The sequence below is a fragment of the Roseovarius gaetbuli genome (assembly GCF_900172365.1).
Taxonomy (GTDB): Bacteria; Pseudomonadota; Alphaproteobacteria; order Rhodobacterales; family Rhodobacteraceae; genus Roseovarius; species Roseovarius gaetbuli.
Window position 1 is genome coordinate 58,248 of sequence record NZ_FWFJ01000008.1, and the last position, 13,099, is coordinate 71,346.

At 63.7% G+C, this 13,099-nt stretch carries 15 protein-coding genes; 7 read left to right on the forward strand and 8 right to left on the reverse strand.

Annotated features, from left to right (window positions below; translation table 11 throughout):
* Window position 1 precedes the first annotated feature (1 nt).
* Complete coding sequence (gene cuyB, locus ROG8370_RS06040; protein ID WP_085826176.1) at window positions 2-682, forward strand: cysteate racemase; 681 nt, start codon at window positions 2-4, stop codon at window positions 680-682.
* A gap of 63 nt (window positions 683-745) precedes the next feature.
* On the opposite strand, the gene ROG8370_RS06045 is transcribed toward cuyB, so the two are convergent.
* The 3 genes from ROG8370_RS06045 to ubiA form a co-directional block, all read right to left on the reverse strand.
* On the reverse strand, window positions 746-1,081 hold the full coding sequence (locus ROG8370_RS06045; RefSeq protein WP_073199188.1) for a hypothetical protein: 336 nt from the start codon (window positions 1,079-1,081) through the stop codon (window positions 746-748).
* The gene (locus ROG8370_RS06050) at window positions 1,068-2,978 is read right to left on the reverse strand and encodes an OmpA family protein (protein ID WP_085826177.1); all 1,911 of its coding nucleotides are present in this window, start codon (window positions 2,976-2,978) and stop codon (window positions 1,068-1,070) included. The genes ROG8370_RS06045 and ROG8370_RS06050 overlap by 14 nt, the downstream gene beginning before the upstream one ends.
* Window positions 2,979-3,041: 63 nt before the next feature.
* Window positions 3,042-4,019 (reverse strand): 4-hydroxybenzoate octaprenyltransferase, encoded by a 978-nt coding sequence (ubiA, locus tag ROG8370_RS06055; RefSeq protein WP_085826178.1) that lies wholly within the window; start codon window positions 4,017-4,019, stop codon window positions 3,042-3,044.
* Window positions 4,020-4,030: 11 nt separating this feature from the next.
* Between ubiA and ROG8370_RS06060 the strand changes: the two genes are divergently transcribed.
* The 3 genes from ROG8370_RS06060 to ROG8370_RS06070 all read left to right on the forward strand — a co-directional run bounded on the left by ROG8370_RS06060 (window position 4,031) and on the right by ROG8370_RS06070 (window position 6,722).
* Window positions 4,031-4,762 (forward strand): 16S rRNA (uracil(1498)-N(3))-methyltransferase, encoded by a 732-nt coding sequence (locus tag ROG8370_RS06060; protein ID WP_085826179.1) that lies wholly within the window; start codon window positions 4,031-4,033, stop codon window positions 4,760-4,762.
* Window positions 4,759-5,286, forward strand: coding sequence for a hypothetical protein (locus ROG8370_RS06065; protein WP_085826180.1), 528 nt, complete (start codon window positions 4,759-4,761; stop codon window positions 5,284-5,286). The genes ROG8370_RS06060 and ROG8370_RS06065 overlap by 4 nt, the downstream gene beginning before the upstream one ends.
* A 65-nt stretch (window positions 5,287-5,351) precedes the next feature.
* Window positions 5,352-6,722 (forward strand): glutamate--cysteine ligase, encoded by a 1,371-nt coding sequence (locus ROG8370_RS06070; protein ID WP_085826181.1) that lies wholly within the window; start codon window positions 5,352-5,354, stop codon window positions 6,720-6,722.
* A 234-nt stretch (window positions 6,723-6,956) separates the two neighbouring features.
* On the opposite strand, the gene plsY is transcribed toward ROG8370_RS06070, so the two are convergent.
* The 5 genes from plsY to ROG8370_RS06095 form a co-directional block, all read right to left on the reverse strand.
* Window positions 6,957-7,565 carry a glycerol-3-phosphate 1-O-acyltransferase PlsY gene (plsY, locus tag ROG8370_RS06075; protein ID WP_085826182.1) on the reverse strand — a complete coding sequence of 203 codons (609 nt, stop codon included), beginning with the start codon at window positions 7,563-7,565 and terminating at the stop codon, window positions 6,957-6,959.
* The gene (pyrC, locus tag ROG8370_RS06080; RefSeq protein ID WP_085826183.1) at window positions 7,565-8,845 is read right to left on the reverse strand and encodes a dihydroorotase; all 1,281 of its coding nucleotides are present in this window, start codon (window positions 8,843-8,845) and stop codon (window positions 7,565-7,567) included. Before pyrC ends, plsY begins: the two co-directional genes overlap by 1 nt.
* 155 nt (window positions 8,846-9,000) lie before the next feature.
* Window positions 9,001-9,450, reverse strand: a complete 450-nt coding sequence (locus ROG8370_RS06085) for a hypothetical protein (RefSeq protein ID WP_085826184.1) — start codon at window positions 9,448-9,450, stop codon at window positions 9,001-9,003.
* Window positions 9,447-9,977: a hypothetical protein gene (locus ROG8370_RS06090; protein WP_085826185.1), complete on the reverse strand. Its 531-nt coding sequence runs from the start codon at window positions 9,975-9,977 to the stop codon at window positions 9,447-9,449. Before ROG8370_RS06090 ends, ROG8370_RS06085 begins: the two co-directional genes overlap by 4 nt.
* Complete coding sequence (locus ROG8370_RS06095; protein ID WP_085826186.1) at window positions 9,974-10,930, reverse strand: aspartate carbamoyltransferase catalytic subunit; 957 nt, start codon at window positions 10,928-10,930, stop codon at window positions 9,974-9,976. The genes ROG8370_RS06090 and ROG8370_RS06095 overlap by 4 nt, the downstream gene beginning before the upstream one ends.
* Before the next feature lie 155 nt (window positions 10,931-11,085).
* Between ROG8370_RS06095 and ROG8370_RS06100 the strand changes: the two genes are divergently transcribed.
* From ROG8370_RS06100 to ROG8370_RS06110, 3 genes are read left to right on the forward strand one after another with little or no spacing between them, the layout of a single operon-like run.
* Window positions 11,086-11,883, forward strand: a complete 798-nt coding sequence (locus ROG8370_RS06100; RefSeq protein WP_085826187.1) for a uracil-DNA glycosylase — start codon at window positions 11,086-11,088, stop codon at window positions 11,881-11,883.
* The gene (locus ROG8370_RS06105; protein ID WP_085826188.1) at window positions 11,880-12,479 is read left to right on the forward strand and encodes a metallophosphoesterase family protein; all 600 of its coding nucleotides are present in this window, start codon (window positions 11,880-11,882) and stop codon (window positions 12,477-12,479) included. Before ROG8370_RS06100 ends, ROG8370_RS06105 begins: the two co-directional genes overlap by 4 nt.
* Complete coding sequence (locus ROG8370_RS06110; protein WP_085826189.1) at window positions 12,476-13,099, forward strand: LysE family translocator; 624 nt, start codon at window positions 12,476-12,478, stop codon at window positions 13,097-13,099. The genes ROG8370_RS06105 and ROG8370_RS06110 overlap by 4 nt, the downstream gene beginning before the upstream one ends.

A 13,099-nucleotide genomic window follows, 5' to 3' on the forward strand; every position in this document is an offset into this window, starting at 1 on the left:
CATGAAAACCGTAGGCATTCTTGGCGGCATGGGCCCCGAGGCAACAATCCTCCTGATGCAGAAACTGCTGGCCGCCGTGCCTGCGCGCGATGACGCGGATCATTTGCCGCTGATCGTGCATCAAAATCCTCAGGTCCCAAGCCGGATCGCCGCCATTATCGACGGCACCGGCACCGATCCCGGCCCGGTCCTGGCGCAAATGGCGCGCGATCTGCAAAACGCCGGGGCTGCGGCCCTGGCGATGCCCTGCAACACCGCGCATCACTATGCCCCCGCCGTTGTCGCGGCAACGCCCCTGCCTTTCCTCAACATGCTCGATCTGACAGCGGCCACGCTCGCCGCCAAAGGCGGCAGGCGCATCGGCATGCTGGCCTCGCCCGCCACCCGCCTCGCGCGCGTCTTTGACGCGCCCTTTGCCGCCCATAGGCTAACGCCAGTCACCCTGCCCGACGATAGCGAGCTGCTCGCGATCATCCGCGCCATCAAGGCGGGCGAGGCCACCGCCGCCCTCGGCCCGCGCCTGCACGCCGAGGCGCAACTGCTGGTGGCAGAGGGCGCCGATCACCTGCTGGTGGCTTGCACCGAACTCTCGCTGATGACCGATGATCTGCCAGCCAATACCCCCTGGACCGACAGCCTTGATTGCCTCTGCGCGGCCATCGCGGACTTCGCCCAAAGCTGAAACGCGAAAAAGGGGCACAGCGGCCCCTCGTTCTTCTTGGCAAAAATACTCGAAATCCGGCGCTTATCCCGCCGCGCGGCCGCTGACCTTTTCAAGATGCGCCCGCATCTGTTCGGCCTCGTAACGCGCCTCGCGCAAGCCGTCCATCGTGGCGGCAAGCTCGGCTTCGGTCTGGCTGAGCTGATTGGTCAGCTCGGCCTCGCGCTGCTGCAGATAGGTGATCGCCTGATCGCGGGTTTCCTCGGCCTCATGAAGCTCTTGCGCCATGCGCTCCAACTCGCCCACGTCCGACCCGGCAACCCGGATGAACCGATGGATCAGCCAATTCGCGAACCAGCCCATGCAAAACGCCACAAACAAGACAATGGCGGTGGCAATGATAAACTCAGTTCTGTTCATCGGTCGTGTCTTCCTGATCCTGCACTTCGCTTCCTTCTTCCACCGGTTCTTCTAGGCTTTCAAGGGCTGTTTGCTCTTCCGGCACCGGCTCGGGGCGGATCAGGCGGAATTCGATCCGCCGGTTGGTCTCGCGACCCTCCTCGGTGGCATTATCGGCAATCGGTTTGCTTTCGCCGTACCCTTTGGCGTCAATCGAGGATGTCAGTACCCGGCGCAGACGCAATTCATTGAGAACGGCGCGCGCGCGCTGTTCGCTAAGCTGTTCGTTCATTTCTTCGCGGCCCTGGCTGTCGGTATGACCGCCAATTTCCATGCGAATCTCGCCACAGCGCTTCAGGATTTCCGCGATATCATCCATGATCGCCGCCCCCGCGCTGTCGATATTGGCCGAGCCTGGCTCGAAGTTGATCTTCCGGCCGGTCTGCACCTCGGCAATTTCGGCCTCGCATTCATCGGCGGCGGGCAGGCCCGCCACCGGGTCAAGCGCCGCCTTATAGGTCACATTGATCGAAAACTGCTCCGATCCGCCAAGCTTCTCCGACAGGAATTGCGAAATCTGCGCGCTTGCGGTCTTGCGCCCGGTATTGCCCTGCACCGCAAGGGTATCCGGCGTCACCGTGACCGCCCCGTTCGACAGGTAAGACAGCGCCTCAAGCGCCGTCAGAACCCGCAACGGCCAGCTCTTCGGCAGCCCCTCGGCCACCCGCGCGGTAACATGCACCGCATCGGATGAAAACCGCGCCTTGGCAAAGCTGTCCACGGTGTCGCGGGTGGTCTCGCTGTTGACGCGCCCGCGGATCAGAACCTGCCCCTCGGGCGACAGCGTGGCGATGAATTCGGGCACCACCGGCGCATCGGAATTCGGCGGCGGCGGCAATGTCGCCTGCAAGGCAAAGACCTCGGGCAAATCGGCCTCAAGTTGGCCGACAACGTCGTCAAACTCTCCCTGCGGCGTGCCTTGAGGTGCCCAAAGCGCGATATCGGCATCCGAGAAGGTCACGCTTCCGCCCTCAAGCTTGCCAACGGCGGCAATCGCCAATTCGGCCGCACGCGCCCATTGCGGCGAGGGCACACCCATGCCGACCACGCAATCGGCCTTGGTCTGAAGACCGGCCTGCCCTGCGGCGCGCAAGATCCGCTCGCGCGCCTCTTCGGTATCAGCCGAGCAGGCATCGAACCGCGCGCGCCCGTCCTCGATCAGAAACCGAAGCGTGAACGGCGTGATCACCGGGCGCGGCGCCGAGATATCGAGCGCAAGGCGCACATCATCGGGCGCGCTGCGCACCAGATCGGTTTCCACCCGGCGTTGTTCCTCGGGGCTGTCAACCATGGCGGTGACTTCAACCCGCTCGGCGCTGACCGAAATCTTGGTGCGCGGCAGCTTGCCAAGCGAGCGCACCGCATAGTCAAGCGCCGCGGGCCATGTCTCGGGATAGGGATAATCCGCCGCGTCCAGCAGATCGGCCACCGGGGTGCCATCCGTCGCCTTGGCAATATCGGCCAAAAGCTCATCACGATCCGTGGCGCTTGGCACCAGCCCGATCAGAGAAATGCCCCGGTCGTTGCGCAAAATCTCGATCAAGAACTGCGGCGGCGCGATATCGGCGGCATCCTGAACCAGCATCTGGTCAATCACCCGCGCGGCATCGACAACCGTACCCGCCACCGACAGCGCCTTGAACCGCGTGGCTTCGGTCGGGGCCGTGCCCGCCAGAAACACCTGAAGCCCGTCGGTATCGACCTCGGCCCAGACCATGTCTTGCAGATCAAGCGTATCACGCACCGCGCGCCGCGATCCGTCTTCGATGGCGCTGACCGCGAACCCGGCGGCGACCACACATAAAACGGCAGCTCCGCAAAACGCTGCGGCAATCGTGAAAACTGAGGATAAACGCATGAGGTTCTGGCCGGTCCTTATTCCCTAGGCTTTGTCTTTAGGCCGCTGCCCGCACAAGATCAATCACAGCAACAGGGCGACGGCGAAAAACGGCACAGGCAAAAGCCCGGCATCGCGGTTCGAGCGAAACAGCATCAAAAGCCGCGATGTATCATCAAGCTTGAGCTGGCGCATCTGCCATTGCATGTGCCAGCCCATCGACCAGGGCCCGCAGAGCGCCACCAAAAGCGCAAGTGGTCGCCCATCTGGCACCGCCAAGATGACCGCAACCGCCATGATCGACACCGAGATAACAAGGAACCACCGCAACCAGCGCGGCGAGTTTTCCCCAAACAGCCGCGCAGTCGATTTCACCCCGATCAGAGCGTCATCCTCGGCGTCCTGATGGGCATAGATCGTGTCATAAAACAACGTCCAGGCGATCCCGGCGAGGTACAGCAACACGGCGGGCGCCTCTAGCCGACCGGTGTGGGCGGTCCAGGCCAGCAAGGCGCCCCAGTTGAACGCCAGCCCCAAAAAGACCTGTGGCCACCAGGTAAACCGCTTGGCAAAGGGATAGACGGCAACCGGCAGAAGCGACAGAACGCCAAGGCCGATAGCTGCGATATTGAAGGTCAAAAGGATACCAAAGGCCACCAGCGCCTGCGCGGCAAGCCAGACCAAAGCGCCCCTGACGCTGACCTGCCCCGACGGAATCGGCCGCGATGCGGTGCGCGCCACCGAGCCGTCGATATGACGGTCGGTGATGTCGTTCCACGTACATCCCGCCCCGCGCATCAAAAAGGCCCCGAGGGCGCAGCCCGCGAAAATCCACAGATCATGCCAGCCCGCGCGCCCGTCGCTCAGCATCGCAAGCAGGAGCCCCCACCAGCACGGCAAGAGCAAAAGCCAGGTCCCGATTGGCCGGTCCGCCCGCGCAAGCCGCAGGTAGGGGCGCGTCGCGGCGGGGGCCAGACGGTCCACCCAATTGCCGCGATAGGCATCGGCCACCTGTCCGGCATTCTCGCCCGTGGCCTCTGGCGTCTGGTTGTTTCCGGTCATATGTTGGCCTCATGAAAACGGCAAAGATCAGACTTTATGTAGAGCAACCGCTGGGGCAAGGGCAAACGGTTCCTCTGGACCGCGACCAGGCGCACTACCTTTTCGGGGTGATGCGACAGGGCGCGGGGGATCCGGTTTTGCTGTTCAACGGCACCGATGGCGAATGGCGCGCCACAGTGGCCGAGGCCGGTAAGCGCGGCGGCCTGCTCAGGGCCGAAGAGCAGACCCGCGAACAACGCGATCCCCCCGATCTGTGGCTGCTGTTCGCGCCGATCAAAAAGGCGCGCACCGATTTCATCGTGGAAAAAGCCGCCGAGATGGGGGCCGCGCGCATCCTGCCGGTGCAAACCGATTTCACCAATTCCGAACGCATCCGACAGGATCGCCTGCAGGCCCATGCGATCGAGGCCGCCGAGCAATGCGGCGGCACCTTTGTGCCCGAGGTGTGCGCGTTGCAAAAACTCGACCGGCTGATCGCGGGTTGGCCCGCCGGGCGCCAGCTGATGTTTTGCGACGAGGCGCTTGCGGGCGGCTCATCCGCCCTTACAGGCGGCCTGGCAAAGGGCGCGCCCTGGGCTATCCTGATCGGCCCCGAGGGCGGGTTTTCCGAGGCCGAGCGCACCCGCCTTCATGCGCTGCCCTTTGCCCATGCCATTGCCCTTGGCCCCCGCATCCTGCGCGCTGACACCGCCGCCGTCGCCGCGATGACCCTCTGGCAACAGGCGTTGGGGGATTGGGCATGAGCTTTATGCGCCCCGAAGCGCGCGCCGCCCTCTGGCGGTGGCGCGAGGTTCTGGTGGGTGTCGCATTCCTCGCCATCGGCCTGTGGTGGGCGTTCACCACCATCGGCCTGTTGCACTGGCTGGGCTATGTCGTTCTTGTCCTCGCCACCGCCATCCTTGTCGCGGGTCTTCAGCGCGCCCGCTTTCGGGCCGGGTCTGGCGGGCCGGGCGTGGTGCGCGTTGACGAGGGTCAGGTGGCCTATTTCGGCCCGCTGACCGGCGGCGTCGTGGCGATGGGCGATCTGAGCACCCTCAAGCTTGATCCGCGTGCGCGCCCCGCCCATTGGCTCCTGAGCCAGCAGGGCCAGCCCGAGCTTGCCATCCCGCTGACCGCCGAAGGCGCAGAGATGCTGTTTGACGCCTTTGCCACCCTGCCGGGCATTCGCACCGAACATATGCTGACCCAGATGCGGCGCCCTTCCGATCAAGTGGTCGTGATCTGGCAAAAGCCGCAAACCGCCGCCTCACACCTAAGGCTGCATTGACACTCTGCGCGCAAAAGGCCACTTGTGTTTCCCAACCCTAGGTGACCCGATCAGGAGGCCCGATCATGTCCATTCCACAATCCGGCGGCGGGCCGATTGAACATCACGACCAACTTGCCGAGTACATGGCGAGCGGCTGCAAGCCCAAAGACGACTGGCGCATCGGCACCGAGCACGAGAAATTCGGCTATTGCAAGGATACTCTCAAACCGATCCCCTACGAGGGAGAGCGCAGCATTCTCGCGGTGCTTGAAGGCCTGCGCGATGGCCATGGCTGGGCCCCGGTTGAAGAGGGCGGCAAGCTGATCGGCCTTGAAAAAGACGGCGCCAATGTCTCGCTTGAACCGGGCGGTCAGCTTGAGCTGTCCGGCGCGCCGGTCGAAACCATCCACGAGACCTGCGACGAGGTGAATGCCCATTTGCGCGACGTCAAGGATATCGCCGACAAGGTTGGCGTCGGCTTTATCGGCCTTGGCGCCGCGCCGATCTGGACGCATGATCAGATGCCGCTGATGCCCAAGGGCCGCTACAAGCTGATGGACAGCTATATGCAGACCGTCGGCACCATGGGCCAGACGATGATGCGCCGCACCTGCACCGTGCAGGTCAACCTCGACTTCAGCTCCGAGGCCGACATGGTCAAGAAATTCCGCGTTGCCCTCGCTTTGCAACCGGTCGCCACCGCGCTCTTCGCCAATTCGCCGTTCTTCGAGGGCAAGCCAAACGGCCATAAATCCTGGCGTGCACGGGTCTGGCGCGATCTTGATCCGGCACGCACCGGCATGTTGCCCTTCGTCTTTGACGAGGGCTTCGGGTTTGAGCAATACGCCGATTATGCGCTCGATGTGCCGATGTATTTCGTCTATCGCGACGGCAAATACATCAACGCCCTCGGCCAATCCTTCCGCGATTTCCTGCGCGGCGAATTGCCCGCCCTGCCCGGTGAAAAACCCACGCTCTCGGATTGGGCCGATCATCTGACCACGATCTTCCCCGAGGCGCGGATCAAGAAATTCATGGAAATGCGCGGCGCCGATGGTGGCCCGTGGCGTCGGCTTTGCGCCCTGCCGGCCTTTTGGGTCGGGCTGATGTATGACCAACCCTCGCTCGACGCGGCCTGGGATCTTTGCAAATCATGGGATGCAGAAACCCGCGAGGCCCTGCGCGTCGCCGCAAGCATCGACGGGCTTCAGACCAAGGTGAACGGCATCAACCTGCATGACATCGCCCGCCAGGCCGTGGCCATCTCCGAGGCGGGCCTCAAGGCGCGTGCCCGCTCGGGCGGCGGCGGTATGATCCCGGACGAGACCCACTTCCTGAACGCCCTGAATGAGAGCATCGAGACCGGCAAAACACCGGCCGACGAACTGCTTGAGCATTTCAATGGCGACTGGAACGGCAACCTTGACCGGATCTACGCCGAATACAGCTACTGATCGCACCTTCTTCTTGCCGAAAATATCCCGGGGAGTGTGAGGGGCAGCGCCCCTCACGCCGCAGTTACCCCTTTTGGCCTATTCTGTTGAAAAACTCCGCTACGCCAAAATCGCCTCGGAAACTTGGAACACTGTTCTCGTCACAGGCCAATTGACAAACGGTACTTCCAGAATGGCGTTTTAGCGGGACAATATTCTGCTGATCTTGCCCTTTCGAGCGATCAGGCGAGTTTTTCAACGGAATAGGCCAATCTTCGGCTCTGTGCCGACCTTGATCCGCGCCATGTTGCTGCGATGACGCCAGAACACCAGCAAGGTCAGCACAAACGCCAGGATGATGATTGCCCCATTGCCAAGCACAATCGCCCAGCCTGTCGAAAGCGCCGCCGCCATGATTGCGGCCATCGACGACATCCGGCTGATCAGCGCCGCAACCAGCCAGGTCAGACAGCAGGCAACCCCCACCGGCCAGGCCAGTGCCAGCAGAATGCCGAGAAAGGTCGCAACCCCCTTGCCGCCGCGAAACCCAAGCCAGACCGGATAGCAATGGCCGACAAAGGCCATCAGCGCCGCAAGCTGCACCGCGTCCTCTCCGGCGAATACCCGCGCCAAAAGCACGGCAACCGAGCCCTTGCCCCCGTCCAGCAAAAGCGTCAGCGCCGCCGCCTTCTTGTTGCCGGTGCGCAGCACATTGGTCGCGCCGATATTGCCCGATCCGATCTCGCGCAGATTACCAAGCCCCATGACCCGCGCCAGCACCATGCCAAAGGGGATCGAGCCAAGCCCATAGCCAATCACGGCCCAGAGGATCAGCCCGGCGGTCGTCGTTTCAATAAGTGGCATCAATCGGCCTCATAAACAGGGGTTCCGGCAACATAAGTCGCCAGCACCTTACCCTGCAGGCGCGCGCCGTCAAAGGGCGTGTTCTTGGATTTCGATTTCAGCGCGAAGCGGTCCAGCACAAACGGCTTATGCGGATCAAACAGCACAAGATCCGCCGGTGCGCCAACCGCCAGCCGCCCCGATGCCAGCCCGAGCCGGCGCGCCGGATTGAGCGACATCGCCCGAAACAGCGTCGGCAGATCAAGCGCTTCGGCGTGATAAAGCCGCAAGGCGGCGGGCAACAGCGTTTCAAGCGCCACCGCCCCGCTGGCCGCCTCTTCAAACGGCAGGCGCTTGCTTTCCTCGTCCTGCGGCGTGTGCATCGAGCTGATGATATCAATCAACCCCGAGCGCAGCGCCTCGATCACCGCCTGCCGGTCTTCCTCAGAGCGCAGCGGCGGCTTGACCTTGAAAAAGGTGCGATAGTCGGACACGTCAAGCTCGTTGAGCGTCAGGTGATGAATGCTTGTGCCCGCAGTGATATCAAGCCCGTTGCGCTTGGCCCGCTCAAGGGCCGGCAAGGCGCGCGCGGTTGTGATCTGATCGGCGTGATACTTGGCGCCGGTCATTTCGAGCAGAGCGATATCGCGGTCCAGCCCCATCCGCTCGGCCATTGGCGAGACGGCTGGCAAGCCGCGCAGGCTGGCAAACTTGCCGCTGGTGGCGGCGGCCCCCGCACTCAGACCGGGGTCTTGCGGGTGGCAGATGACAAGCGCACCAAGACTGCGCGCATAGGTGAAGGCCCGGCTCAGCACCTTGTTGTCGCTCACCACGTGGTCGCAATCGGTAAAGGCGACCGCGCCGGCATCCATCAAAAAGCCGATCTCGGTCATCTCGCGGCCTTCGCGCCCCTTGGTCAGGGCCGCCATCGGCAAGACATTGACCGGCGCCGCCTCATTGGCGCGCCGCGCGACGAATTCAAGCACCTCGGGGCTGTCGATCGCGGGTAAGGTATCGGGGCGCGTGGCCATGGTCGTCACCCCGCCCGCCGCTGCGGCAAGGCCGGCCGAGCGATAGCTTTCCTTATGCCGCTCACCAGGTTCGCAGACCTTGACGCCGATATCGACGATGCCCGGCGCAAGGCACTGCCCCGCGCAATCGACCCGCTCGTCCGCCTCTGGCGTGTCGGCCTCGCCTCCCATCGCGCTGATCCTGCCGCCCTCGACCAAGAGCCAGCCAAGCGTATCAGTGCCCGCCTCGGGATTGATCAGCCGGGCATTTGTGAAAAGGGTTTTGCTCATTGGCCAGTCTTTCTGTCTGAAGTCCACCGTTCGCGCAGCTCGCTCATCCCGCCACCCAGATCATCAGCCCGGTAAGGGCGAAGATCACCAGCAGGGCGATCATCGCGATCCGGCCCGACATCTTTGGATCTTTCGGTTCCTGCATCGCGTTCTCCCTATTCTTCGGCCATCACGGCCCTGATCCGGGCAATCGTGTCGGCGCGCTCAGACTGATATTTCAACAGGTGCTTGTCGCCGCTTTTTGTCACCACCTGCACCGCGCTTCCCAGGCTGCGCAGGGTCGCGATCTGGGCCAGCGGCACGGCGCGGGTCTGGGGGCCCAAAAGGCGCCGGTCAGTCAAATCCCACCGCGCCTGCATCTCGTCCGAGGCCACGTAAAACGCCCGCACCGCAACCGCCGCAAGCCCGCCAACCGCCCCGGTCCAGACATGCGGATTGCCGACAATCCAAAGCGCCAGCATGCCAAGCGCCATCGCCGCCGCCGCAATCCAGGCGTGATCACGCCAATAGGTCGCGCGGTCGGGAGTAAAGCTGTGCAGCACCCGCTCGCCCGCCAAAAGTGACGTCGTCGGCACCATCGAATAGATCAGCCCCTCGCCGTTCATGGCAGCACCGCAAGACTGATCACAAGCGCCAGAACCAGTGCTAGAACCGCAAAAAAGCCAAGCGCCAGCCAGCGTGCCGCCCGCTGTCGACCCGGCGTTTTACGCGCCTTCAGCGGGATCGCGCCCTGCGCCACACCGGCGGGCAGCGGCGCGAAGCTGACCGGGGCCACCTCTTCGCTAAAGCGCCCGATCATCCGAAGCGGCGCGCGCGGCCGCATTTCTTGGGCACGCCCGTCAAAGGCCCGCGAGGGCAACAACAACACCCGTCCGCGCAGACCGTTGAGCTGCGCGCGCATCGGCGCCAACTGATCGGCCGCAATGCCATGCCCCTCGGCCAGATAATCCGACAGCGTCATGTCCTGCAAATCGCTCACGTCGAAAAGCTCGATCTCGGCGGTCTTGATCTCTTCGGCGCCAAGCGCTTCCAGAACGGCCTGATCCTCAACCGGCGCATCGGGCGCCTCGTCGACGGCAAAGACCCGCAACACATGCGCCTCATGCGCCGGAATGCGCAACAGCGTAGTCATGCGCCCTCAACCGCCTCGGCGCGCCGTGCCCGCAGGTTGCGCGCCAAAAGATCCATCGCGGCCATCCGCACCGCCACGCCCATCTCGACCTGATCCTGAATGACCGAGCGGTTGATATCATCGGCGATCTCGCCATCAATCTCGACGCCCCGGTTCATCGGCCCCGGATGCATCACAATCGCGTCTTCCTTGGCATAGGCCAGCTTTTCGCCATCAAGCCCGTAGCGGTGGTAATATTCGCGCTCCGACGGGATAAACCCGCCATCCATCCGCTCTTTCTGAAGGCGCAGCATCATCACCACATCGACATCCTTGAGCCCCTCTCGCATGTCGTCATAAACCTCGACGCCAAAGTCCTGCATCTGCGCAGGCATAAGCGTCGGCGGCCCGATAAGACGCACACGGTTTTCCATCTTGCCCAGCAACAGAAGATTCGACCGCGCCACCCGGCTATGGGCGATATCGCCGCAAATCGCGATGTTGAGGCGATGAAGCCGCCCCTTGGCGCGCCGGATCGTGAGCGCATCCAAAAGCGCCTGCGTCGGATGCTCGTGGCGCCCGTCGCCGGCGTTCAAGACCGCACAGCGCACCTTTTGCGCCAGCAAATCCACCGCGCCCGAATGCGGATGGCGCACCACAAGCAAATCCGGGTGCATCGCGTTAAGCGTCATCGCCGTATCAATCAGCGTCTCGCCCTTCTTGATGCTGCTGGCCTGCATCGCCATGTTCATCACATCCGCCCCAAGCCGCTTGCCCGCCAGCTCGAAACTGGCCTGCGTGCGGGTTGAATTCTCGAAGAACATGTTGATCTGCGTGAGCCCCTTGAGAGCGTCGGCATGCTTAACATCACGCCGGTTGAGCGCCACGTAATCATCCGCCAGATCAAGAATGGCGGTAATATCGGCAGGCGCCAGTGGCTCGATCCCCAAAAGATGGGAGTGTGAAAAGGTCATGCCGCCTCCATTCCGATTTGCCCTGCTTATAAAAACCGCATGCCTCAGGGGCAAGCCGGGGCTTTCATCTTTCCATAAATACTCAAAACCCGCCGGTTTCCAGCCCAGAGCTTTCGCGGCTTTCACGTGACGCCCGCCCGAGGTAGCTTACGGCCATGGAATCGGTCATCGGATATCACGACGCAAAGGCGCTTCTGGCCTGGCAAATCGAACTCGGCGCGACCGAGGCGATTGGCGATGTGCCGGTCAACCGCTATGAGCTGCCGGAAAAATCCGCCAAACCTGCCTCTGCCGCACCGCCAAAACCCGCCGTGGCCCCCGGCCCCGCCGCGCCCGAACCGACGGTCGATCCGGTGGCGGCCGCCAAATCCGCCGCCGCCAACGCAGGCTCGCTTGAGGGGCTGAAAGAGGCCCTCGCGGCCTTTCCGCATTGCGATCTTAAACGCGGGGCGCGCAATCTGGTGTTCAGCGACGGCACGCCGGGTGCGCGCGTGATGATCATCGGCGAGGCGCCGGGGCGCGACGAGGATCGCGAAGGCCGCCCCTTCGTGGGCCGCGCCGGTCAGCTTCTGGACCGGATGTTCGCCGCCATCGGCCTTGGCCGCACCCCGGATCGCCCCGAGGACGGGATTTACATCACCAATGTCCTGCCTTGGCGCCCGCCACAAAACCGCGATCCCACCGCCGAGGAAATCGCCATGATGCGCCCCTTCGTGGCGCGCCACGTGGAGCTAGCAAATCCCGATTTCGTGGTGCTGATGGGCAACATAAGCTGTGACGCCGGCCTTGAAAAACGCGGCATCACCCGGCTGCGCGGCGCTTGGACGACCGCCTATGGCAAACCGGCGCTGCCGATGGTGCATCCGGCCTATCTCTTGCGCACCCCCTCGGCCAAGCGCGAGGCATGGGCCGATCTTCTGTCGCTTCAGGCGCGGCTTCGGGGCGGGGCATGAAGATTCTCGCCTTTTCCGACCTGCATCTTGCGCGCGCCCGTGCCGCCGATCTTGTCAGGGCCAGCGCCGAGGCCGATCTTGTCATCGGCGCTGGCGATTTTTGCACCATGCGTCAGGGGCTAGCCGAGGCAATGGATCTTTTGCGCGCGATCGCCGCGCCGATGGTCGTCGTGCCCGGCAACGCCGAAAGCGCGCCGGAACTCAACGCCGCCGCCCTGCCCAACATGACCGTCCTGCATGGTAGCGCCACCAAGATCGGTGATTTGCGCCTTTTCGGGCTGGGCTATGGCGTGCCGGAGACGCCGTTTGGCGCCTGGTCCTGTGACCTCTCCGAGGCGCAGGCCGCTGAAATGCTCGCCCCCTGCACCGCCGCCGACATCCTGATCCTGCATTCGCCGCCCAAGGGTGTGGCCGATGTCACATCCACCGGCCAGTCGGTCGGCTCGACCGCGATCCGCGACGCAATCGTGCGCATTCAGCCCAGCCATGCCTTTTGCGGCCATATCCATGACAGCTGGGGGATCAACGGTCACATCGGCGCGACCCGCGTCGTCAACCTTGGCCCAACCGTAAACTGGTTCGAGATCACCGCATGATTATCGACCCGCTTGTGCTTTTGGCCTTCATTCCGGCGGGGCTTGCGCTCAACCTGACGCCGGGGGCGGATATGATGTTCTGCCTCGGGCTTGGCCTGCGCTCGGGGCCGCGCGCGGCGATGGCGGCAAGTGCGGGTATTTCGGCGGGTGGCATGGTGCATATCACGCTGGCCGGACTTGGCCTTGGCGCCATGGTGGCGGCGCTGCCTTGGATTTTCGACGTGATCCGCTGGGTCGGCGTGGCCTATCTTTTGTGGCTGGCGGTGGGAGCCTTGCGCACGCGCGCCTTGCGCCCCGATGCCCCCGCCCTTGGCGCGGCGCGTGCCTTTCGGGCGGGCATGCTGGTCAATCTCACCAACCCCAAGGTGATCCTTTTCGTGCTGGCCTTCGTGCCGCAATTCGTCGACCCGTCGCGTGGTGCGATCCTGCCGCAATTCCTGATCTTCGGGCTGGTGCTGGCGATTGGCGGGTTCTTCATCAACGGCGCGGTGGGTGTCTTTGCCGGCTCGCTTGGCCGCCGCATGGCCACCTCTGCGCGCTTTTCGCGCGGGCTTGGCGCGATTTCGGCGGTGATCTTTACCGCCCTTGCCGCCCGCCTTGCCCTTTTGGAACGGAGCTAA